This window comes from Humidesulfovibrio mexicanus (assembly GCF_900188225.1).
Classification (GTDB): Bacteria; Desulfobacterota; Desulfovibrionia; order Desulfovibrionales; family Desulfovibrionaceae; genus Humidesulfovibrio; species Humidesulfovibrio mexicanus.
Genome location: NZ_FZOC01000001.1, coordinates 784,666 through 807,066 on the forward strand (window position 1 = coordinate 784,666; position 22,401 = coordinate 807,066).

Below are 22,401 nucleotides of genomic sequence, written 5' to 3' on the forward strand. Positions count from 1 at the left end.
ACGAAAACGAGTACAAACATACCAGGTTGATGAAATGCACGAGTCATCGATGGCGACAAGCATTCTGCGCATTGTGACAGACGAAGCGCAAAAGGCGCACGTAAGTGCAGTGACGCAGGTTTGCCTGTGCATCGGAGACCTGGCTGGAGTGGAAGCCACGACCCTTACTGCCTGCTTTGAAATGCTGTCCGAAGGGACCGTTGCGGACAAGGCGAGACTGCTCATCAAGCGCATTCCGGCCACCGGAACGTGCACGGTTTGCGGAGCGGAGGCAATTGGTCGGGGAAGAATGCTCAAATGCCCCTTGTGCAAGACAGCCTCCGTGAAGCTGGCCACCGGACGTGAGTTCTATGTGGAAAGTATAGAAGTCCAAACACAGTGCAGAGGTGATGAACATGCAGAACGGTAGCCATAACTACATCGTTCACGCCAACCCGGACAGATGCATCGGCTGCAGGAAATGCGAAATGGCCTGCGTAAGCGCGCATGTCAACATGCCTTACAAGGAGGCGAAGAAGCGCGGACTGCCGCTTATGCCCCGCATCAAGGTCGTGAAGGTCGGCGACATCAAGTTCCCGACCCAGTGCCACCACTGCGATGACGCCCCCTGTGCCAGCGCATGTCAATTCGGCCTCATCCACCGCGTTGATGGCGTGGTCCGGGTCAACGAGGAGTTGTGCGTGGGGTGCAAGATGTGCGCGATGGCCTGTCCCTTTGGCGCCATCGAGGTTGGAGTGGAGGGCGAGACCGGCTTCTGCGGGCGCAAGAACCAGGCATCGGCCAAGAAGTGCGACCTGTGCCAAGAGTGGCGCGCCGAAAACAACAAGGACGTGTGCGCGTGCGTCGAGGCGTGCCCGAAGAACGCGCTGGAAATCGTTGATATTTCCTCACCCTATGTCGAGATCGCCGCAAAGATGAGCGCCATCCAGCTCTCTCGGCTGCGCGAGGCCCGTCGAGAGCAGGCAACGCCCCCGGCGCCGCAGGTCAAGACCTTGAGCGCGCCACACCTGGGATAAGCCGGGCCAGGCTTGCGGGCAGGGCCGGACGAACGGATCGGCGCGGTCGGCGTACACCGACGCGTATTCAAGACATTGCGGGAAGGTCCGCGTGGGCATGGTCGTCCACCACTACCCGAAACAATCACCAGGAGGATTTATGGAACTGTGCATGACCATTACCGGACGCTGCTGCGACCTTGCCCTGCATCCCGTATCCTTTTCCACAGCGCAAAAGGTTCGGGAGGAAGGCCGCGGCATCTACAAGACGAAGTACCTGGAGTGGTGGCGCAAGGGCAACACCTGCACCTGCGGCATGAAACTCGGAGAGGACTCCATGGTGGAAGTGACCGTGGACGGCAAGCAGATGCTGTTCAACCCTCAGCCGATAAAGGACGCGGCCGTGCTGCTGCGCCGCCGCATGTACCTGGACAGCAAGGCCCGCTTCCTTGCCCTCATGGGCTACGTTGACGAAGTCTGCTCGCTTACCTGGCGCTGGGAGAACGTGACCGAGTTCAATCCCCAGAAGTTCGACTTTTTCGTGCATCGCTGGGACCGCCTCATGCATGAGGACGGATTCTACATCGTGGACGATGCGCGCTACAATGGACACTTTGCCACAGAGCACCTCTGGGGCGAACGCGGGGGACACAGCATGATCGACCCCGTGGTCATCGACCTGGAGGACGTGCGCCGGGAGATCCAGGGCGGCTACGTGTCCGTCGCCTGACAAAACCGGCTTCGACGCACCGGGGACGGCAAAGGCACCATCGGCGTGTATAGCTGGACCACCAAAGCGGAGGGGGCTTCGTCCCCCGCCGCTCCTCCCAGGCCCGCGTTCTCAAATTGAATGACACGGATTCTCATTTCTCGTGCGCGCCCACAGCAACGAAAAAGGGCTTGCGAATCGCTTCGCAAGCCCTTGCTTTTCTTGAGTGGTGGAGCTGGAGGGAATTGAACCCACGGCCTCTTGAATGCCATTCAAGCAGGGCACTATGCATGCTCCGAAATAATTGGTTAATTTTTTGAATGCACTACAAAAATACGACCTTTCCGGGACTTTTGTAGTGCGGATTTGTAGTGCAAAGGGAGGGCGTTCCACGTGTTTCATGTGCCGCAGACGTCATCTGAAGTCGACGCCCTTCAAACAGGGAAATAAGAAGCCGACACCATGTTGTCCGTGCCTTGAGACACCTCCTATTTCAACACCAAGTTTTCTCCATCCCTTTCTATGTCGCCAGCCAGCGCCAGCAGAGTCACGCCCTTCTGCATGTGCGCGCGGACATTCTGCGTCACGCGTCTGAAGCCCAGAAGGCGGGCGGTTTCCTGCTCCAGGACATCGCGCGAGGCCGAGATGTGCTGACGAAGCACGTGGCGGGCGGCGTTGGCGATCTCCTCCGGCGGAATCTCGCCGGGGTCGCGCTGGCTCTCCTCGCTGCCTCCCGGAATCCTGAATCCCGTGTAGGCATCAGGAGGGGTCTGTCTCTCCCAAAGGAATGTTTCGTCCTTGCCACGGCGAACCAGGACATCGCTCGTGTTCTTGGCCACGCCGAGCACCCGCTCCTTGCACTTCTCCGTTGCTTTGGTGAAGCCCCAGCGCGCGGCGACGCGCCGCGTGAGCAACGTCAGGCTCATGGGCGCCTCGCGCTCCATGACCTCCAGCAGGGCCTGCCGAATCTGCGGTGTGCTCTGGGGCTGGTAGTATTCCTCCTGGGTGCCGAAGACGAGGGGCGCAAAGCTGGGCCTGTATTTCTCTAGGCTCTCGTCTGGAGTCGGCCTCATGGCCTGTCCCGCGGCCGGAGCGCTGGCGAACTGCTGTGCGCAAGCCTCGGGCACAACGAAGGCCGGGGGGGGACACGCCTCAGGCTCCTCCTGCTTTTCCGCCCGGCGGCGCAGCGCCTCCTCTATTGCAGCCTCCACCTTGGCCAGGGCGGCCTGCGCGTTCTGCCACCAGTCCGTGGACCAGATGCGGGCGATCTCCCAGCCCAGCCCGCGCAGCACCATTTCCCGCAACCTGTCGCGGTCGCGGGCGTTGCGTGAGCGGTGGTAATTGGCCCCGTCGCATTCAATGCCCAGGAGATAGCGGTCCGGACACTCCGGGTCCACCACGGCCAAGTCGATGCGGTAGCCGGAGCAGCCCACCTGGGCATGTACCGTGTGCCCCTTGGCTCGCAGGGCTTCGCAGACCTGCTGCTCAAAGGGCGAGTCGAAGTCTGCCGAGGGGTCGCGGGAGATGGCCTCGCGGATCGCCGCCATGCCGCGTTCCGCATATTCCATGTAGCATTTCAAGTCCTGCACGCCCCTGGCCCGTGTGCGCGCCAGGTCAATCTGCTCCGGCTTGAGCGAGGAGAACAGGACCACTTCCTTGCGTGCGCGGGTCACCGCCACGTTGAGCCGCCGCTCGCCACCGTCGCGGTTGAGCGGACCGAAGCTCATGCTCACCTTGCCTGCGGCGTCCGGGCCATAGCCCACGGAGAAGAAGATGGCGTCGCGCTCGTCGCCCTGGACGTTCTCCAGGTTCTTGATGAACACCCGATCCGGATTCTCGGGGTCGAAGAAGCGTTCAATCTCCGGGTGGTTCCTGCGCTCGACTTCCAACAGGTCGGCGATGAGGTCGCGCTGGGCCTGGCTGAAGGTCACCACGCCGATGCTCACCGAGGAAAGCACGGGGTCGAGCAGGCGCCGGACCATCTCGCTTACCAACGCCTCGGCCTCTATGCGGTTCGTGCGGGACTTGGACTTGTCGTAGACACCCGGCACGTGGCGGAAGCTCACGCCCTGCTCCAGGTGCGGAGAGGGGAACGTCAGTAGGCTGTTGTCGTAGTAGTGGTGGTTGCTGAAGGCGATGAGTCCCTCGTTGCGGCTACGGTAGTGCCAACGCAGGTGCAATTGCGGCAGTCTGGCCGCGAGGCATTCGTCCAGGATGCTCTCCTGGTCCGCCACGATTTCGTCATCCATGTCGATCTCGTCATCCTCGCGCTGGAAGAAGCTCGTGGGTGGCAGCTGCTTGGGGTCGCCCACGATGATGGCCTGTCGTCCGCGTGCGATGGCGCCCACGGCGTCCCACACGGGAATCTGTGAGGCCTCGTCAAAGACCACGAGGTCGAAGGGGGTCTGCCCGGCGTCCATGTACTGGGCGATGGACATGGGGCTCATGAGCAGGCAGGGCTTGAGCCGGGGCAGGAGGTTGGGAATCTTCTGCACCAGGGCGCGAATGGACATGTGGCTGCGCTGCCGCCGAAGCTGACCGCTCAGGACGCCCATTTCTGACTCGCTGTTAGCCGCTGCCCCGGCGATGGGCACACGGGCGGACAGGCGCGCATGGATTTCGGCCTGCGTCAGCTTGGTGTAGCGCTCGTCCGTGTCGCGGAACTGCCGGATCTTGTCCTCGAAGCCGGTGCTGAAGAAATTGCGCAGCACGGGCTCGGCGTGGACGACGCTTTCTACCCACCACTGGTAGTAACCGCGCTGGAACACGGGCTCGGCCTGTTCCGGCGTGATGCGTCCCTGCTCCAAGGCCAGCACCAAGGGCTTCAGACCAATATCCAGGGCCTCGTGGCGGGCCTTGCGCCACTGGCACCAGAGACGGAATTTGCCGAGGTGTTCGGTCAGCAAGGCAGCCCGGCTGACGATGCGTTCCAGGGACAACGCCTCGCCCGAGGCGGAGGCGAGGGAGACGCCCTTGCCGAAGCCCAGCAACCCGTCCAAGCGCTCCACGGCCTGGCGGAAACCCTTGCGGGCGGAAGAGTATGCTTCGACACCTGCGCAGAGACGGTCATAGTCGTTCCACAGCGTGGCGGCCCAGATGCGCTGAATGCCCGCTACGCCGCGCCCGGACAGGTTGGCGGCCTTGACGGCCTTGGCCCGGAGTGCCGTGGCCCGCGTCGAGAGCGTTTCCAGCTCCGCGTCCGTGATCTGACCCTCGGCCCAGGCAGAGCCAAGGATGCGGGCACCGGCATCGGATACGGCCTTCCACTGGCTTTCCAACTCACGCAACTCGCGGGCCTGGGCCAGGATGGACTCATAGCGGTCCGTGGCTGGCGCTTGCCCGCTCTTGGACACGGGACGCAGCGTCTTGGCGATGGCCCTGTTCTTGAACCAACGTCCCAGGCCCCAGCTGGCCTTGGCGGCCAAGTGCAGCGCGGCCAAGGCGTCCAGGTCGAGGGCGATGAGCTCCGGCGTGAATGCCGCGCCGAGGGACTCCCACAATGCCTTGCGACGGCGGCTCTTGCGCACCAGTTCGTCGATCTCCGAGCGCAGCGTGGGCCAGTCGGCGGCTTCGAGCAAGGGGGCTGGCGGACGCGGCTGTGCCGTCAGGCTTTGGCCCAGCTCCTCGTATTCGTTGAGGCGGGCGGGCTGGAGCTGCCCGATGCCGAGCAGCGGCAGCAGCGCGTTCGCCGAACGTTCAAGCTCGCCCACAACCACGGGTACGCTCTCCAAGGCCTCCTGGACCTCACGCTGTACCACCGGGCTCCAGTCCTCGCAGGCGACGCCCTCCCAGGGATGTCCGGCAGGGGTCCCGATGGCGCCTGAGGTGAGTGCCAATTGACGGGAGGCTTGATTCAGGCGCTCAAGAAGAGGCTGGTCGATGGCCTCCGGCGAGGACCAGGACAGGGCCACATGCAGCACGTCCGTAAGTCCGATGAGCTTGGACAGGCCTTGGAAGGCGGTTTCGCCGGAGCCCTGGACCTTGTGCAGAGCCTGAACATACTCGTTCAACTCCGCGCGCAGGGCGGCCAGACGCTCGGCTTCGCGCCGCCAGTGCTCGGAATCGAAGGTGGACGGGCCGGTGAGGGATTGGCCGAGCTGCTTGATGACCTCCTGCTTGCTGCTTTTGTTCGAGTGCAGTTCCAGGCAGAAATTCCCCAGTCCGCACTGGGCCAGGCGGTCGCGCACCACTGTGAGTGCGGCCATCTTTTCCGAAACGAAGAGCACGGATTTTCCGCAGGCCAGGCAGTGGGCGATGAGGTTGGTGATGGTCTGGGATTTGCCTGTGCCCGGAGGTCCATGCAGCACGAAGCTCTTGCCTTCTGCGGCGGCGTACACAGCCGCCAACTGCGAGGAGTCGGTCAGCACCGGGCAGAAGGTTTCCGTGGGCGAGTGGGAGTGGTCCAGCCGGTCGGCGTCGGGGAAGCCCCCGGAGTCCGGGAAGGGCAGGTCCGGCGTGTTGACTAGGTGGGACACGATGGAATTTTTAAGCAGCTCCTCGGTGCGTTCCTCAAGGTCCCGCCACATAAGGAACTTGGCGAAGGAGAAGAAGCCCAGGCAGGCGTTTTCCACAATCTCCCAGCGGTCGATCTTCTTTACGGCCTCGCGGAAGGTGCTCAGGATGAACGGCACGTCAACGCCGTGGTCGTCCTGGGGCACGGGGTCCATGCTGGGCAGGGTGAGCTGGAAGTCCTTGGACAGAAGCTCCAGCAGGGTGGTGTTGATGCGGGCCTCGTCGTCGCGCTTGCGCAGGCGGAAGCCCTCCAGGGCCGAACCGCGCATGACCTCCACGGGTACAAGAATGAGCGGCGCGAGCAGGCGCTTTTGGCTGGCCGGGGTCTCGTACCAGGCCAGAAAGCCCAGGGCGAGGTACAGGGTGCTGGCCCCGCCTTCTTCCATTTGCAGGGTGGCTTCGCGATAGATCTCCAGCATCTGGCGCGACAGCCTGTCGCGTCCGGCCTCGGCGCGCAGGCGTCTGGCCTTGAATTCTTCCTGCAGCACCACCTTGCGGGCGTCGTCGCCCGTTCTGCGGCGGAACACCTCGGCGCTGCGCGGATCGTCCTCGGCGAATTCGTTCGGGTTGGCCAGAACCTCGAATTTGTCGCCATCGGCGAGCGCGTCCTCCAGTGTGGCGATGTCCGGGCAGAGGATTTTCACGGCCTTGTTGGTGAACTTGAAGTTCAGCAGCTTGTTGCGGAGCGAAAGGTCGAGCAGCTTTCGCTTCCAGCGGTCCAGGCGCGTGGCCGGGGTCTCTGGTTGCTCCTCTGGTTGAGTGTCGGGCCGCACCGCCCCTTCCACCAGCGAGAGGTCGGGGGGTAAAGCCGCCCCGTCTGCCGCCTGCCCGGAATTTGCGCGCTCCGCCCCGCCAAGTGTGCCCCGCAGCGGCAGAGGACGGATGGCGGCCTTGCGGCACCTTGCCACATCCACCACGCAGACGAAGTCCTGCTCGCTCTCAAGTTTGGCCTTGCCCAACTGCACGGCGAGATTGAAGTCGTTTGGCGGCGCGGAAGTGAGCGTTGTCGCCTCCACAAGGCAGATCTCAGCAAGCTCGGCGCGCTTGCGCAGCCGCAGCACATCATCGCCCACCACATCGGGGAAGGTCTCCTCCACCAGCCAGAACCCGGCGAAGGCGTGCCCCTTGGTGAAGACCACGAGGGGATGGAGCCCGGCCTGCTCGAAACAGGAGGCCAGGAACAGGGCAAGGTCCAGGCAGGTGCCCAGGCCGTTCTCCAGGATGCGCTCGGCCAGGCGCACCTTCTGCCCGGCCTGCTCGAAGCTGGCCGGCGGCGAGATGTATTTGAGCCCACGCCGGCGGATGGCCTCGTAGATGGCGCCGCCCTGCCGGAGCGCGTCCTGCTTTTTCTTCGTCTGGTAGGCGCAGAGCGAGGCCCCGCGCTCCCAGCCGGAAAGAATGCCGGCGGCGTCGGCCAGAATGCCCTCCACCACCGGGTGATTCGGGGTGACAAAGGCCGCCAGCACCTCGGGCAGGGAGCGCAGGCCACTCCATTCGTCGTAGGCCAGCACGTCGATGCGCGCCGTCTCTTGCTTCAACTCCTGGCCGGAGGCGCTGACAGACACAGTGATGGTTCCGGCCACGCGCTCGGTGAGTTCCGCCAGGAACTTGGGCGAAAGTTGCAAGGGAACATGGCCGAAGGCATATGAGGCCCCCGGCTCCAGGCTGGTGACGCGCCCCTCCCACGTGCTCGCGAAGTCAGGCTCGACCTCAACGCGGACCAGCACATCCTTCAGGCACTCGCCGCCAGAATTGGTCAGGCGGAGCTGCTTGATGACCGGGACGTCATTCTGCTGGAGGGCATAGTTGACCGTGGGGTCGTGGATGAGTTCAAGGTCAAGCGCTTCCGGCATGGCGAGGCTCCTGTATGATTCGATAACGAAACAGCTACGTACATGGCTCAATCACCGCAAGATGTCTAGCGGCGTGAATAAAATGTATGCTTTGGGCACCTTTGCATGGCATGGCAAAAGCCTGTATGGGCCAGTGAATGGCTTGTCCGATGCTTCAGCCATGGGCAGGCAATGCACGGAGGGGAAGGGATTATGCTACTTGAGGCTGCTGTAGGCGCTGTTGTCGGAAAATTGCTGGACGGTCTCCTCAAGCCGCTCATTGCAGGCCATGAAAGGAAACGTGTACAGGAAGCCTCCCAAGCTGCGTTGCGGCGCGCTGTCGCGGCATTTTCCAAACGCTATCCAGAACTGACCACCACGAGTGCTGATGAAGAATTCCATGAGCGCATCGTAGGTGTAGCCATGTTGAAGTTCCTCGCGCCAAGCCAAGCCCCTGAATCGGGGAAATTAGCCGAGGCCTACCATACACAAAACCCGCATGTGACGGTCCGGGAAGCGGCTACCGCATTCGACTGGCTACTCCAGGAGATCCACGGTGAGTTAGCGAAAGAGCCGGAGCTAGCGGATTTAGTGCACCTACAGCACTGCACTGCTACCTTGAGGAACACAGAGACGCTCCTCCCCTTCGCAGCAGACACAAATAGCACGGTCCATGAAATTAGGCGGATGCTTGAACGGCCCCTTTTCTCACCCGAAGCCCTGCCGCGCATCCGAGAGGTGTTCGGGCGCAAGTCCGCAGCGTTGCTCGAATGGCCGCAGTCCCTCTGCACCGGGGACTGGATTGATCGCCCCGAGGAGCAAAAGCTGCACGATCTCCTGACGGATGAGGCGACCCGTCTCACGTTGCTGCTCGGGCCAGCGGGGTGTGGCAAGTCTGCGCTCATGGCGCGCCTTGCCAACAAGATTCGGTCGCAAGGCACGACGTTCCTCGCTCTTAAGGCGGATACGTTGTCACGGGAGGTCGGCACGTTGGCCGCTTTGCAGACAGACCTGGGAATGCCGGAGCCTTTGGGCGCCTGCCTCCAACGGCTGGCGGATGAAGGGCCTGTTGTCCTGTTCGTGGATCAGCTGGACGCCTTGTGCGAATTGATGGTGACCCGGCATTCGGAGCGGCTTTCCGTGTTACTCAACGTCATCCGCGAAGCGTTTTTCCTGCGCCACCGCAATCTCAAGGTCATCGTCTCCACACGCACCTTCGAGGCCAAGCACGACAGGAGGTTGTGCGATCTCATTGACTATGCCGAGCGCAAGGAGTCTCGCGAGGCGGTGGCCCGCGTCGAGTTGGGCGTGGTGCCGTGGGAGGCTGTCGAGGCCATTCTCACCCGGAGTGGAGTGGCGACACGAGGCTGGCCCGCAGAGCTTCGGCGCATGCTCACGACCCCGCAGCACTTGGACGTGTTTCTCAACTTCTTGAAGGATGCGCAGGACGTCTCGGCATTGACGGCTTACCCCCGGATGCTTGAGGAGGTCTGGCGACGCCACATCGAAGATGAGGAAGACTCCGCAGACCGGCAGGATTTGGTCATCGCCCTTGCCAAGGACCTTGCTGAAGATGAGGAGCTATGGGCGCCGGAGCTTCAATATTCTTCGAGGTGGTCAGGCGCCCTCAAAGGTCTCAAGTCCTCTGGCTTTCTGTGCACCGAAGGCTCCAAGGCGGTCCTCGGCTTCCGACATCAGACCCTGTTCGACTTCGCACGCTCAAAAGCGTTCCTGCGGCGCGAGGATTCGCTCTCGAATTACGTGTTGGGCAAGCAGACCAGCCTCTTTGTCCGGCCTATCCTTTGGAGCGCGTTGGGGCACCTTCGCGACGTGTGGCCGAAGCGCTACTGCGAAGAGTTCCGGAAGCTCTGGGGCGGAGTGGAGCGGAAGCATTTGCGCTTCCTTCTCATGGAATTCCTCGGCAGGCAGCAGGCCCCCATGCCGGAGGAACGCGGCTGGCTCCTGCCCTGTCTCGATGACCCGGCGCTTCAGGCCAAAGCCATGCAATCGATGGCGGGCAGCCACGGATGGTTTGACATCCTTGAGTCTGAGTTGTTGCCCCGCATGATGGCGGAGGGCGAAGCCAATGTCGGCCCCTGCCGCGTGCTACTGTTCGCAGCGCTTTCCTTTGCCCAGGCCCGCGTCGTTGCGCTGATCCGTCGGCAATGGCTTCCCCGCCCGGAGTTGGATAGTGAGACACTCTGGACGCTCCGGGATGCTCCGGCATGGGACGAGGCGACCATCAGCGTACTGGAAACCATCGTGGGGCGTATGGATGTCGCCGCCTGGCTCGTGGAGGACATCATCGGCAAAATTGCCAAGGTGGACCCCACTCGGGCGGCTACATTCCTGAAGACCCACCTAGACTTTGCCTTTGCGGAGATGGAGCGGGTGGAGAACCCGGAGTTTTCGGAGCTCCTGAAGGAGCGAGAAGGCTACTCCATCGTCAAGACAGTTGGCGTACACCCCGTGGAGTTCTGCCGAGTGCTCTTCCCCTGGTTCATCCGTGTTCTTGAAAGGGTATCAACCTATGAATGGCGGGACCACAGGTATCTTTGGCTTCAGTCCTTCCCGATAGATGAAGACCATGAACCCAGCCTGAAGAGTTACCCACTGCTCCATGCAATTCTAACGTCCATAACAGGCTATGCTCGAAAGGATTCCTCAGGATTCCTCGCACACTTGAAGGACTGGCAGATAAGTGACCGCATGTTGGTCCACCGCCTGCTCTGTCGAGGCTTGGCGCTTGTTGCTCCCCACTACCCGCAGGATGTATTGGCCTATCTCCTCGCGGATTCCCGGCGGCTCGCTGTAGGGAACATGCGTAATGCCTACTCCGGAACTCAAAGTGTTATCAGAGCGTTGGTCCCAGCGCTATCCCCGGCAGAATGCCTGCAGCTGGAGCAGGCGATCTACGCATGGACGCCTCATCCTTCCCAGCCAGATGATGACAAGCAAAGGGAGACAGAACGCAAGGAGTGGAATGAAGAAACTCGGCTCAGACTGCTCAACGCGTTTCCAGAGGCTTCTCGGTCTCCTGCACTTCGGCGGAAAATTCTCGACAGGCTCGCGGCGCATGGGCCGGTGCGCGACGAAGACTCCTCCATGCGCAGTGGATGGATTGGTTCACCCGTGAGCGCCGAGGAGATGGCTGGCCAAACGGACGACGAGATTGTCGACCTGTTCAAGCTCCTCCACGATGGCCAGGACCATCATCCCGAAGACTGGATGAAGGGAGGCAGCGTCGAGGCCTCGCGCGAATTCGAAAAGTTCGCGGAGAAGCATCAAGAACGCGCGATGGCGATCATTGAACGCTTCGAGCCGGGAAATCAGGAGCGCCCTGCCGCGCACGGGTTTCAAGGGCTGCACAAGGGCGGCCTGAACAAGGCACGCCTCTTCGACATGCTACGCGAGTTGCACCAAAGGGGCTTTGCTTCGAGCGACATCCGGCATGCGGCCGCATCGGTTCTAATGGACCGAGCACAGAGCGAGAAAGGACTGCCGGACGATATCTGCGGCATCCTGCGCGGCTGGCTGGCGCAGCATGAAGACGCTTCTGAGCAGGAGCCTACCGAGACGATAGAGCATGGCATCCTTTGGGATTCCATGCGGATGCACGCCCTCACTACCAACAGCATGTTGTTGGATTCCGTTGCCCTTGGGTACATATGCCGGGAGAACCCGGTGTATCCGGAATGGCTCCAGGCACTTGAGGAAGCCTTGACCGGGCCGACGAATACGCGGAGCTGGGTGGCGTCGGTCCACACGCTGCGCTACCTCGGCCGGGGGGAGCGCGCGCAGGCGGCGGCATTTGTCACCGCCCTCCTGGCCAAGCATCCCAACATGAGATGCAGTGTTGAAGGCGCAATACTGCTGGCCCATGCGCACTGGTGGGGAGAAGACGGCGTCGTTGCCGGATGGTTTGCCGACATGCGCGATGCCGCCAGCCCATTCACCGACCAAGCCTTCGGCGAACTTGTGTCGCTCCGGCACCTTGCCCGACCAGAGGACACCTGGTGCGCTGAACAGGTTCAGGCCACTCTCGACGGCAACGGTGCCGACCCCGATCGTTTGGCCCTGTGGCGGCTCGGCTGTGTCCATACCGCCGCCCATTGTTGGAAGGGTGAGGAGACTCGGCATCGGGCCACGGTACTGTTGGAGCAGCTTGGCCCGACTGCGGATGAAGTCACCGCCAAGGCGCTATTGACCACCTTCCGGCTGGCAGACCCCCTGCCGCTGGATGCGTATTCGGAGAGGCTTTTTCAATTGATTTTGGGGGCACCTCACCTTCTGGAAAAGGGGCACGAGCATTTCCTCGTGGAGGCCTTGTCCGCTGCTGTCGAGTGGCGTCCGGATCTGGTCTGGGGCATTTGCCATCGCATCGTAGCCATGGCAGGCATCCAGTTGGGAGACCATAGAACCCGTTGGCCGCTTGAGTCGGAGCACCTCGTTGGCATCGCGCTGACCCTGCATCGCCTCGCCGACTTCATGGAGAAGGGACTTGCCTTGTACGAGGACATGCTTGAGTTGGAAGCGCATGGGGCCAAGGATGCCCTGCGGGACATTGACCGACGTGTCCTGACGTAGGCAATTTCCTGCGGCTATCGTAGATTCTCTGCTTGTTCTGGAACTGCGGACAACACCTCGTCGGCAGTGAACCACCCATTTGCGACGACATGCGCCTGGGCCGAAGAGGGGTCAGCCGAATAGGCCACGAGCGCCAAGCTGGATTGAGCGCGGCTGCAGGTCACATAGAACAGGCGTCGAGTGGTATCCACGGAGGTTTCCTTGCCCGCTTGAACGTTCTTGATGTCGGTGGCCGTGGGTGCTTTGGCGCCAAACAACTTGTCAAAACTAAACCGAAAACCGCGGGCCTCCTCATCGTCCATAATGACCATGACGCGTTCGAACTCCAACCCCTTGACCCCCTGATGGGTATCGAATGGAGCCTCGTGCGCCACGTATGCGGCATACTGCTCTATCTCCGTGAATGAGCAATTGAGGAGCGAAACAAGTGCCGCAATCTTTTCGCTGACAGGATCCGCTTCGACGTCATCAGGGGTTTCTGGCTGTGAAGCTTGCAACGTAGCCAAGGCGGCTTTGAGGTTGTCCGGCACCTCAAAAAGATTGGTTTCAACGATGCTTGCTGTGATTGCTGCGCAGGTGGGGTGGCCATTGACCCAAAGGGCCATCACGCTGTCGACTGCTGCCTGGGCAACGCGAAGTTGCGCTATCGGATTCTCATGGTTTTTCAAGGCGTCCTTGCGAAGCAGTGGTGAGTGCTCTCGCACCAGCTTGGCCGTCGCGAACTTGTCAGCCGTCTGCTGGACCTGGGCCTTGACGAGCGGCAGGATGGAATGAGTGAAGAAACGTGTTGGTGCAAGACTGCCATCGAGAAGTCCGGTCCGGTATTCTTCGACAGAATACAACGATTCGAACAAGTTGAGAAATCCCATTCGCCGGGCTGCCATGCGATGTTCCAGGGTGAGGATTTTGCATTTGCTGGCAATGGTCCAATCCTGGTCGCCTGTCAGTCCCGCCATGTGGTCTCGGACTTTCTGCTCCAAGGCAGGTTTGTTGGGCACATCGATTGGAAACACAAAAAGCCGCGCCCAGCCTTCCGGGCTGTCGTCGCGCGGTTCCTGTTTGTGGGCATCAGCGCCATCACGGATTTGATTGATGAGCTGCACAATGCGTTGTGGACAGCGGTGATTGAGCTTCTTCTCGGGCCGCCCCCAGCTCTCTGGTATCTCTCGTTCAATCCGTTCCTTGCCGTCCGCATAGATGCGTTGCATCGTGTCACCGATTAGGCCGAGGCAAAAGCGGTCGGCATGGGCCTGCTGCACCACGAAGAGGGCGTCAATGAGCGCGCGGCTGGTGTCCTGGCTCTCGTCAATCAACAGAAACGGGAACTTCCCAACGAAGATGCGCTGCATGAGCGGTTTTGTGAGCAGGAAATCCGAGAATATTTTAACGACTTCACTGTGGTTTAGCGAATTCCGTTCCCGGTTGTCACCGTTGGGGTTGTATACGAATGTTTTGGTGTCAGCGAGCCGGTCCAATCGCCGCTGCTTGGATTCGATCTGGGTTTGGCGGGCGATCGACGCTTTGCCCGCTCGGCCCTTTGCCTCGGCGGCTTGTAACTCGGCGATCTCGCGCGGGAGGTTGTCCTTCAGCCAGGCGCGGATGTCGGAGTTGAAACCCTGGATTTGCGACCACGCGAAGCTGTGGATGGTGCGCACGACGAACAGCGGATCGTATTCGGTTCGGCGGGTGATCTCGTCGCAAGCGGCATTGGTGTAAGTGACGACGGCGATTTGTCGGCCGCGAAGGCGGAGAACATCCCGGTATGTCTTGGCCAGATAGTTCAGGGCGTTCACCAGCGAACGTGTCTTGCCCGACCCGGCGCCGGCAAAGAGGAAAAAACTGGTGGGGTTCTCAAGGCTCAAGTAGCCGGCCAGTTCATCTTCAACGTGATCGTCGAGCGTGACGTTTGAAGTAGTGGCAGGTGTGTTCACGCCGAGGCCTCCGCAGGAGCTTCGTCTGCTGGCGGCGCATCCCTGTTTTCTGCGATCTGCGCGAGACCAAGCTCGACCTGCTCTCGCTCAAGTTGGGCAGCCAGCCAGAGCAGCCCGTCTTTGATATAGGCCGGTGGCTTCAGGGACGCGGAGTCTTTGATTTTGAGCAGATCCAAGGCGAATTCGGCTTTCCCCCCACCTTCGAGTGCCTTCTTCAGGGCGATGCCCAGAGCAGCCAGGTCGGCGCTATTCTTGATGGCCTTGCGGAATTTATTAATGAGTCCGGTCCCCGGCAACGTTTTGAACAGGTCGATATTCGCCATCACTATCGCGTCTTCCAAGGTGTAGGACAGCGCCTCGGCGGTTACGCCTTTGAACGTCGCGGAGATGGGCGACTGGTAGGCCACGCGCACCGAGAATCTCTCATCGGCGTAGACTTTGACCTTCTCATCTTCGGGTTTGTCGAGGAGGGGGTCAAGGTCTGTGATAGCGGGCCACCATTTTCGAAGGGTTGTATTGCGGGTTGTGTAGCCAGCGTTCCGAACCGGCGGCGCGGGGATTCCGTCGATGTCGCATGAATCGATGTCGGTGATGACCAGCGTGGTGAGCCCGATCTTCTCGATCAAACTGCGCATCTTGTGGGCATGGCTGCCGCCGATCTCAAGCCAAGTGATGTAGCTCTCCTTAAGCTTCTCGAACTCCGGGCGGAAGTCTACAAAATGGGGGACGAGGATGCGTTCGGCCGACCCCTCAATCAAAACGGCCGCATCGGCAAAGAACAGGTCACAGTGGGTGACGCGCAGGTAGCGTGTCACAAAGCGCTTGGTGTCCGGGGCGTCACCGAACGCGTCTTCCAGATTGACAACGCAGGAGGTCGGGATGGCTTTGCCACCGCCTGGTAGGCGCCGGAAATAGCGGAGCGATTCAAACTTGCACTCGTGAGCGATGTGGCTGGAATGGGTGCTGACCACTAGCTGCGTCACAAAATGTGAGTTCTCACCGAGGTCGGGGTGGTTGCGCAAAATCTTGTGCGCCTGGCGGATGAAAACCTGCTGCACCTGGGTGTGAAGATGCGCTTCGGGCTCTTCGATCAGCACTAAATGCAAAGGTGGAATGATCGTGTCGTCGGCAGCCTTGTACTTGGCCTTACCCAACCGCATCCAGCTGTCGCGAAACGCCATTAGGCGAAAAACCATGGAAATGAGGTTCTGGTAGCCTAGCCCGTTGGAGTCCTCCGGAAGATATAGAGCCGTGGTTTTCCCGCCATCATTAATAGGCACGGCGAATTGCACAGCGGCATCGTGGTTCAAACCTTCAACGGGGCGCAACCGTGTCGAGATGTCCAACTTCGGATCCGTGACTCCCGGATAGCCGAGCGTGTGCATCTCCTTGAGTGGATTCTTGAAGCCGTGGTTCAAGCGTAAGTTGAAGGCCTTTTGAGCTTCCTCAATCGCTTTGAGCGCAACAAGGTCTTCCGCGTCCGGGTTCTCGCAGGGGTCGAGATGGCGGGCATAGTACTGGCGGAGCTGCGTTGACAGCTTCCGCGATCCACTGACGCCACCGGTGGCGTCTTCGTCGCTGTCTTCACCGGGTACGCCGAAACCGCGTTGAGCGCTGATCTCGTCGATGCGGATGAGCCCACGAAACGGGTTGCCGTCAATGGGGTCGCTCCCATTGAGCAGCTGCGGCTTGGCCCTGCCATGCTCCGGATCGACGCAGGCGGCGGGGTCGAGCACGTAGGCCCTGACCGTGAAGGAAGCGGTCAGCTTGCGTTGTAGGAACTCGACAAGGTCCTGAGGCCAGATGGCCACCTGGAAGTCTGCGGCGGCCCCGCCTTGTTTTGCGGCCTGATCCGCACCGACCATTTGCAGTGTCAGCACTTGCGCTCGTGCGGTCACAAATTCCTTCTGCAACTGTGCGGAATCCTTCGGCTCCAGGCGCATCCGCACACCGAGCCGTCCGCCATCCCAATCGAGAGTCGGAAGGATCCTCTGGACGTAGTGCACTTCGTCTTTGGCAACCTGGAGCCAGACATCGAGGAACGGTAATACTGAATCCCATTCGGGAACTGGTAGCTCATCACCTGCGGCATGCGCCGCTTCCCACGAATTTCCCATCTCTTTGATTGTCGGCCAATGGGCAAGCGTGAAGTCGTTTATGCAAAATCTGGAGCGCTCACGGTCGGCGAGGAAATAGCGTAATGCTGTCATTGCAGAAGTTTTTCCGCTATTATTTGCACCAACAAATACGGTCTTTCCTGGTGACAGGCCAACCCTCGCCGAAAGCAATTTTCGGAAGTTTGCAATTTCAACAAATTCGATATGCACTCTTTCCCCCTCTCAACATGGCAGGCGTAGTATCAGCAGGTCATACGCGGCAGCACGGTCAGACGCTGTGCCTGAACGCCACTGGCCTTGGCGGTGTTGGCACCCATCCGATTTTAAGTTCTCCAAAGCAATTCTGCTAAATTTGCGTTATCGTCAACGACGTAGACGCGTGGAGGCTGCCTGCTTAAGCGGCGTCGCTAACAGCCCCAAGCACCCTGGAGCCCGAGCGAAAGTCGCCGCTCCCCCTCGCCGTCGCATGAACACACTCCACGGCGCGCCAGGTCACGCGGTCACAGGAAGCGCATGGCGCGACCTTTACCGCGTGACCTGGCGCGCGGTATCATCCCACACGACGGCGAGGGGGAGCGCTTCGCGCCGACTTCCCGTGCGCGCACTCGTCTGCGCACCATGACCACGCACTGGCGCGCGCACTCTTCCTATCTGATCTGACCCGCGAAGCATCCACTGCGTCCGGTTTTGTTGTCGCGCCTACCGTGACAACAAAACCGGACAGGATTCCTCCTGGAGCCTCTTCGTCTCATCATCCTTTTCTGCCTGGCCGCATAATTTTCTTCCGTGCCCCTCCTCGCCGGACTTGCTGCGGGTTCTTCTGACGTGCGACGCTCATCTTTGCATCTGTTTCGTTTTGGGCTTCGGAGCGTTGGGCTCTGTGAACGACCGCCTGCCAGACGGGATGGCTGAAACCGCCCACCAACAGTTGTGGGGTGACCATGAAGTTGCCTCACTGGGTTCTGAATCGCTCGCATTCCGCGAGCAAAACCACCGGATGGTCCAATCCGAAACCCTGCTGCAAGAGGAGACGCAGCGCAACATGGAACGGCGGAGTTGCTACCGCCGGCGCCAGGACAAGCCCTGGCGTATATGCCGAAAATTCGGCGCGCAGGCCCAGCCTGTAGAAAGAGCACACTACTCAACTGAAGAAGCGGCGGAAGGGATCGGAACGGGAGGGATGCAAGCGAGATGGGAACGAACAGATGGCCAAAATCATTGCACGGGCAAGCGGAGGCACTGCTCGGCGGCGTCCGTGCAATCGGGCGCAAGAAAGGCTCCGTGGATCAGCGTTTCATCCGAGGCATTGGCGCGTGGGACGTATACCGCCGCGACATTCACCGCTTCGTTGAGTTCCTGCAGCGAACTGGGCAATGCGACCTGCGCCAAGCGCTGCGCGTCTCCGGCTATGTTCGCACGTACATCGCAGGTCGTGGCCAGGCGCTGCGCGATGCTGGCGGCTCTTTCCAAACCATCGAGCGTGAAATTTCCGCGCTCACAAAGCTCTCACACGCGCTCGATGTGTACACCGAACGCCACGGCGGCGAGTCGGCGGCGGATATTCGCACGGTTCTGTCTGAAGAGAAGGCGCACTGGCGTACAGAACTGGCGGCACGATCCGCCGGATACACGACTCGCGCGTATCCCGACCCGGAGGGGCTCTACGCGGCCATTCCTGACCCTGCTCTGCGCCTGCAAGCTCGCCTCATGGGTGAAACCGGCTGTCGCGCGGAAGGCGTTGGCGCTCCGGCGCGCGGGAGCAATCCGCTCACGGCCGCAAACCTTCTCGGATTCGGAACAGACCCGATCTCGGGCGATGCCGTCGGCTGCATCACGGTCACGGAGAAAGGCGGCAAGCAGACCGAGCACTTCGTGGATCCGGCAACGTACCGTGAGCTCACAGACTACATTGCGGAGCACGGCCTGCTCGCCTCACCGTACCGCACGTTTCTTCGTGCGGTCGAAGCGGCGGCGCGGGCGACGGGACAGTATGCGCCTGGCCGGGGCACCCACGGGCTCAAGCACAGTTTCGCACAGTCGCGCATGCACGAAGCCGTCGAGTCCGGCATGTCGCACGAAGAAGCCATGCAGACCGTGGCGAACGAGATCGCGCACAACCGCATGGACAGCGTTGATATCTACATGAGGTAGTAGGTGCCGAAGCTCGCGATACATCCCTCCGGCTTGAACACAGCGAAAGAGCGCGCTCGCGCCCTGCGCTGGCTCTCCGGCCTCGCCGAGAAAGACCGCGAACGCATCCTCACCGATGCCTTCAGCGCATGCGCGACGGCCACGCCAGCGACTCCGTACGTCGCGTTGCTCGGCGCCATCCGCCGCTTCGGCTTTGACACGGTCCGTCGGCGCGGCTTCCGTGCCGCCGGCCCGGAGCAATTCGAGAATTTCCAGCGCGTGCGCGAGTCCCGCGCCCGGAACCTGCGGAACGAGCGGCCTTCTCCTTTGCGCGACAAAGTGCTTCACAGGTGGGCGCTGGTGCGGGAGCTTCACGGGCAGGGACTCGGTTTCAGGCTCATCGCGCGCTACTTCTCGAAGCAACTGCGCATTTCAGTCTCCGCGTCATACCTGCGCAAAATGTGGCGGGAGCTTGAGCCCGCCACTGAAAACGGCCAGCCGCAGCAGTAGCTGCCCGGTCGCCAGCGGTGCCCTCCTTCGCCATTTTCATCCTTCTGCTCGCAGCTTTTGCGCTGCTGGCGTTCTTCACCGTGGCCTTCATCCTGCGGCGCGCCCTGACGCCTGATTTCCCCGCAGCTCACCCTCCCGAACACTCTCTCAAAGGGCGTACAGTTCCTCCCCCGGCCAAACGCCACCAACACATTGCGCATTCTCCGCGCAAACGCTGGCGCCGTACGCCGGGCATGCAGTCTGGCTTGCCGCCGCCAACCGTCTGGGCAGGCTGAACAAGCCCCTCTGCATGTTCCGATGCCTGACGCGCCGCTGGCGTCGTCGTAAGCATGGGAACGCAAGCTCCTGTTCGTTTGCCGTGATTTGGAGTGATGGAGTTGTTTGCCCTTCGCCTGCTCTGGCAACGACCTGTAAATTTCTTTTCGAGAGTTCGGAAATAGCCAGGAATTCAAGGGACTCGAAGTTCTCGAATATAGACTGCAACCGGCTTGATTTTCGAAACATATTTCGAGAGACCATGGATCCCTTTCACCCGAACACCGGAGGGACCATGATCAAACGCCTCACGCTCATCACACTCGCGCAGGCAATCATCCTGCCTTGCTTGTCCCGACGGACAGGCAAGCCGTGCCGCTCTGAAATTTCGCGGCAACTTCTCCTCAATCAGACGGGAGGCGGCATCCAATTGGTTGGCTGCCTGGACCCTCAAGGCCGTGCGCACCGGACTGCTGTGCGCGATGTGCTCTCGGTCCAGCGTAGACTCATCGTTCATGCGGAGGTGCTCGGCGGCGCGGGGCGTGTCTGGCGCGAACTCGAAGCGTTGGCGCCTGTCGCTTTCTCTCTCGATGCCACCGGCTCACCGTACCAGTTCGTTTCGCTCGGCAGCAGGGACGCGGTGGAACTCATCGGCGCGTGGCCGTCGCCCAACGGCGACATCACCGCGATGCTGCGCCCAATCTGCGGCATGCTCATCTCCGCTGCAGATTCGGTCGTGCCGCCGTTCCGCCAGATCGGCCATTTGTGGCCCCACGGCGATTTCGCGAGGCCGAGCGGCTCTCTCGTCCTGTCCTTCGCCCGCCGTCCCGGCATGCTCTTCGCCGCGAGGTATCCGCTGGAGCTTGCGGCGAAAGTCATCGTGCGGAACCGCAATGTCTGGGGTGAAGCCTGGGAGCCCGAAGCGCCGACCGACGGGAACCGGCACTCGGCCTTGTTGATGGCAGGGCAGTACATGCCGCGCCCGCACGTGCCACTCACCGCCGAGATTCTCCGTGAAGCCGCGAAGTCGAAGCCTGTCGAAGACCTGGAGACGTGGTGGCACGACTGTTCCATCTGGCACGCCGTAGGCTGTCCGCGCTGGCGCAATGGCCGCAACCTGTCGGGCGTCCTTGTTTCGAACGACGATCCCTGTATTCGGCATCTGCTCATGACCAAGAATGGCGAAGACTCCGCAGCGGTGCTGGTCCGTTAGAGGCGTTCTCTGGCAGGGCCGAGGCCTTCTCGGCCCTGCCGACACATGCCGCCGCCGGGGAGGGCATCATGTTGATGTTTTTTGGAGACACCCCCGCATTTCTGCTTGCTAGATTGTTTTTCGCAGCGGACGTTCGGGCTGCCAATTCGCGTTTCTCAAATGGAGGAAACCGGGTTGGCCGTCTCGCCGCGCAACAGCAGCACCACCAGCGAAAAGAACACGAGCCAGAGCATCATCTCCGGCCCGTTCTTCACGTTCCGCGCCGCTGCTGCATACTGTGGCTATCAGCACCCCGACTCCTTCGCGCGGATGCTGCGCGAAGAAGAAATCTCCTTGCCGGCATGCGGTCCGCGCCGCAATCGTTATGCCCGCTCAACTCTGGACGACTTCATGTCCGCTCCTGACGCCTTCCGCGCCACTCGTTCTGCGCGGGTTCGTCGTCATGTGCCGAAACCTGTTTCCATAGACTGAGGAAGGAGCTCTATGGCAGTTTGTCAACGCAAAGATGGCAGGTGGCAGATCACGTACCGCGACGGCGAGCACGTACGGTCGAAGTCGTTCCCACCAGGCCGGGAAGGAAAGCGCCAGGCAAAGGCATTCGCGGGGGAAATCGCAACACGCAAGGCGTTGCGCGAAGAACTCGTAGATGTGCAGCCCCAGGTGGTCTACTTGCAAGACCTCATGCAGTCCTGGGTCACAGCGAAGAAGACGAATGGCCTCAAGCAATGGGTCCGGGATTGGATATCCGTGTTCAACGCCGTTTTTCTTCCCGCCCTCGGCAGGACTCCGGTTCACTTGCTCACGCAGGATGCAATCCTCGATGTCGTGAACGAACACTACGAACACAAGGCCCAGGCGACACGCAATCGGTACATCGGCTACCTCAAGACCGCCCTGAACATCGGGGTTAAGCGCAAAATCATTCAGGTGAGCCCACTTTCAGAATTTGTGAAGGGCGAAGAGCCGAAGCACGAGTCCTCGCTCACGCTTGAAGACCTGGATCTCATCATCGCGAATGCGCCGACGCACCTCGCCTGGGCGATCCAAGTGGCGTGGAACATCCCCTGTCGCCCCGGCCTGGACCTGTTCTCACTGACGTTTTCAAGAAACGTGAAGTGGCAGCGCGGTGGCGTGCGGGTGTATCATCGCAAGGTGAGAAAATGGGTGTTCGTCAGGTGCTCCGACGAGTTCATGCAGGCGCTGGAGGAGCGACGGCATTTGCATAAGAGTGGACATCTCATCGAATATCAAGGCAATCCGGTTGCCGACATCGGCACGGCCTTCAGCAATGCCGCCAAGCGTGCCGAGTTGGATTACGATGTCTGCCCGTACGACATCCGGCACCTTTGGATCACGACAATGCTCGACAAGCAGGTGGAGATTTCCGCCATCGCCCATTTGGCCGGCACCAGTGTGCGCATGATCATAAAAAACTACTACGAACCGCATTCCTCGGAGACGGAAAAGGCGGCCGCACTGTTGCCGAAGCTCGGAACCGCGCAGGAGACGCCGCTGCGGTTGGTTGACCGTGTCAGGCCGGTTCAGGTGGCATGAGGATTTGACACGGCAAAGATGAAGGGGCTTGCCTTTGCGGAGGCAAGCCCCTTCAT

Annotated in this window: 13 protein-coding genes; 9 read left to right on the forward strand and 4 right to left on the reverse strand. The window is 61.1% G+C overall.

Annotation, left to right across the window (positions count from 1 at the left end; all coding sequences use genetic code 11):
- Positions 1 to 34 precede the first annotated feature (34 nt).
- The 3 genes from hypA to CHB73_RS03725 all read left to right on the forward strand — a co-directional run bounded on the left by hypA (position 35) and on the right by CHB73_RS03725 (position 1,725).
- Positions 35 to 409: a hydrogenase maturation nickel metallochaperone HypA gene (gene hypA, locus CHB73_RS17320; RefSeq protein ID WP_089272176.1), complete on the forward strand. Its 375-nt coding sequence runs from the start codon at positions 35 to 37 to the stop codon at positions 407 to 409.
- Positions 396 to 1,016, forward strand: coding sequence for a 4Fe-4S dicluster domain-containing protein (locus tag CHB73_RS03720; protein WP_179216877.1), 621 nt, complete (start codon positions 396 to 398; stop codon positions 1,014 to 1,016). Before hypA ends, CHB73_RS03720 begins: the two co-directional genes overlap by 14 nt.
- Before the next feature lie 139 nt (positions 1,017 to 1,155).
- Entirely contained in the window at positions 1,156 to 1,725 is a 570-nt protein-coding gene (locus CHB73_RS03725; RefSeq protein ID WP_089272180.1) for a hypothetical protein, read from the forward strand.
- A gap of 467 nt (positions 1,726 to 2,192) precedes the next feature.
- Here the strand turns inward: CHB73_RS03725 and CHB73_RS03730 are convergent, their stop codons facing one another.
- Both CHB73_RS03730 and CHB73_RS16700 read right to left on the reverse strand, forming a co-directional pair.
- On the reverse strand, positions 2,193 to 8,069 hold the full coding sequence (locus tag CHB73_RS03730; protein WP_089272182.1) for a DUF3320 domain-containing protein: 5,877 nt from the start codon (positions 8,067 to 8,069) through the stop codon (positions 2,193 to 2,195).
- A gap of 195 nt (positions 8,070 to 8,264) precedes the next feature.
- On the reverse strand, positions 8,265 to 8,450 hold the full coding sequence (locus tag CHB73_RS16700) for a hypothetical protein (protein ID WP_179216878.1): 186 nt from the start codon (positions 8,448 to 8,450) through the stop codon (positions 8,265 to 8,267).
- A gap of 21 nt (positions 8,451 to 8,471) precedes the next feature.
- Here CHB73_RS16700 and CHB73_RS03735 point away from each other — a divergent pair, with 21 nt between their 5' ends.
- Positions 8,472 to 12,635, forward strand: coding sequence for an AAA family ATPase (locus CHB73_RS03735; protein ID WP_179216879.1), 4,164 nt, complete (start codon positions 8,472 to 8,474; stop codon positions 12,633 to 12,635).
- A gap of 14 nt (positions 12,636 to 12,649) precedes the next feature.
- On the opposite strand, the gene CHB73_RS03740 is transcribed toward CHB73_RS03735, so the two are convergent.
- A complete protein-coding gene (locus tag CHB73_RS03740) occupies positions 12,650 to 14,566 on the reverse strand; it encodes a UvrD-helicase domain-containing protein (RefSeq protein ID WP_089272186.1) in 1,917 nt (638 codons plus the stop codon).
- Complete coding sequence (locus CHB73_RS03745; RefSeq protein WP_089272188.1) at positions 14,563 to 16,893, reverse strand: AAA family ATPase; 2,331 nt, start codon at positions 16,891 to 16,893, stop codon at positions 14,563 to 14,565. Before CHB73_RS03745 ends, CHB73_RS03740 begins: the two co-directional genes overlap by 4 nt.
- A gap of 1,071 nt (positions 16,894 to 17,964) precedes the next feature.
- Between CHB73_RS03745 and CHB73_RS03750 the strand changes: the two genes are divergently transcribed.
- From CHB73_RS03750 to CHB73_RS03765, 5 genes are all read left to right on the forward strand, one after another.
- Positions 17,965 to 18,834, forward strand: a complete 870-nt coding sequence (locus CHB73_RS03750) for a hypothetical protein (RefSeq protein ID WP_143337302.1) — start codon at positions 17,965 to 17,967, stop codon at positions 18,832 to 18,834.
- Positions 18,835 to 18,837: 3 nt separating this feature from the next.
- Complete coding sequence (locus tag CHB73_RS03755; protein WP_089272193.1) at positions 18,838 to 19,323, forward strand: hypothetical protein; 486 nt, start codon at positions 18,838 to 18,840, stop codon at positions 19,321 to 19,323.
- A gap of 550 nt (positions 19,324 to 19,873) precedes the next feature.
- The gene (locus CHB73_RS03760; protein WP_089272195.1) at positions 19,874 to 20,791 is read left to right on the forward strand and encodes a hypothetical protein; all 918 of its coding nucleotides are present in this window, start codon (positions 19,874 to 19,876) and stop codon (positions 20,789 to 20,791) included.
- Between the two features lie 159 nt (positions 20,792 to 20,950).
- Positions 20,951 to 21,262, forward strand: a complete 312-nt coding sequence (locus CHB73_RS16380) for a hypothetical protein (RefSeq protein ID WP_143337303.1) — start codon at positions 20,951 to 20,953, stop codon at positions 21,260 to 21,262.
- 12 nt (positions 21,263 to 21,274) lie between these two features.
- A complete protein-coding gene (locus CHB73_RS03765) occupies positions 21,275 to 22,345 on the forward strand; it encodes a tyrosine-type recombinase/integrase (RefSeq protein WP_089272197.1) in 1,071 nt (356 codons plus the stop codon).
- Positions 22,346 to 22,401: the final 56 nt, after the last annotated feature.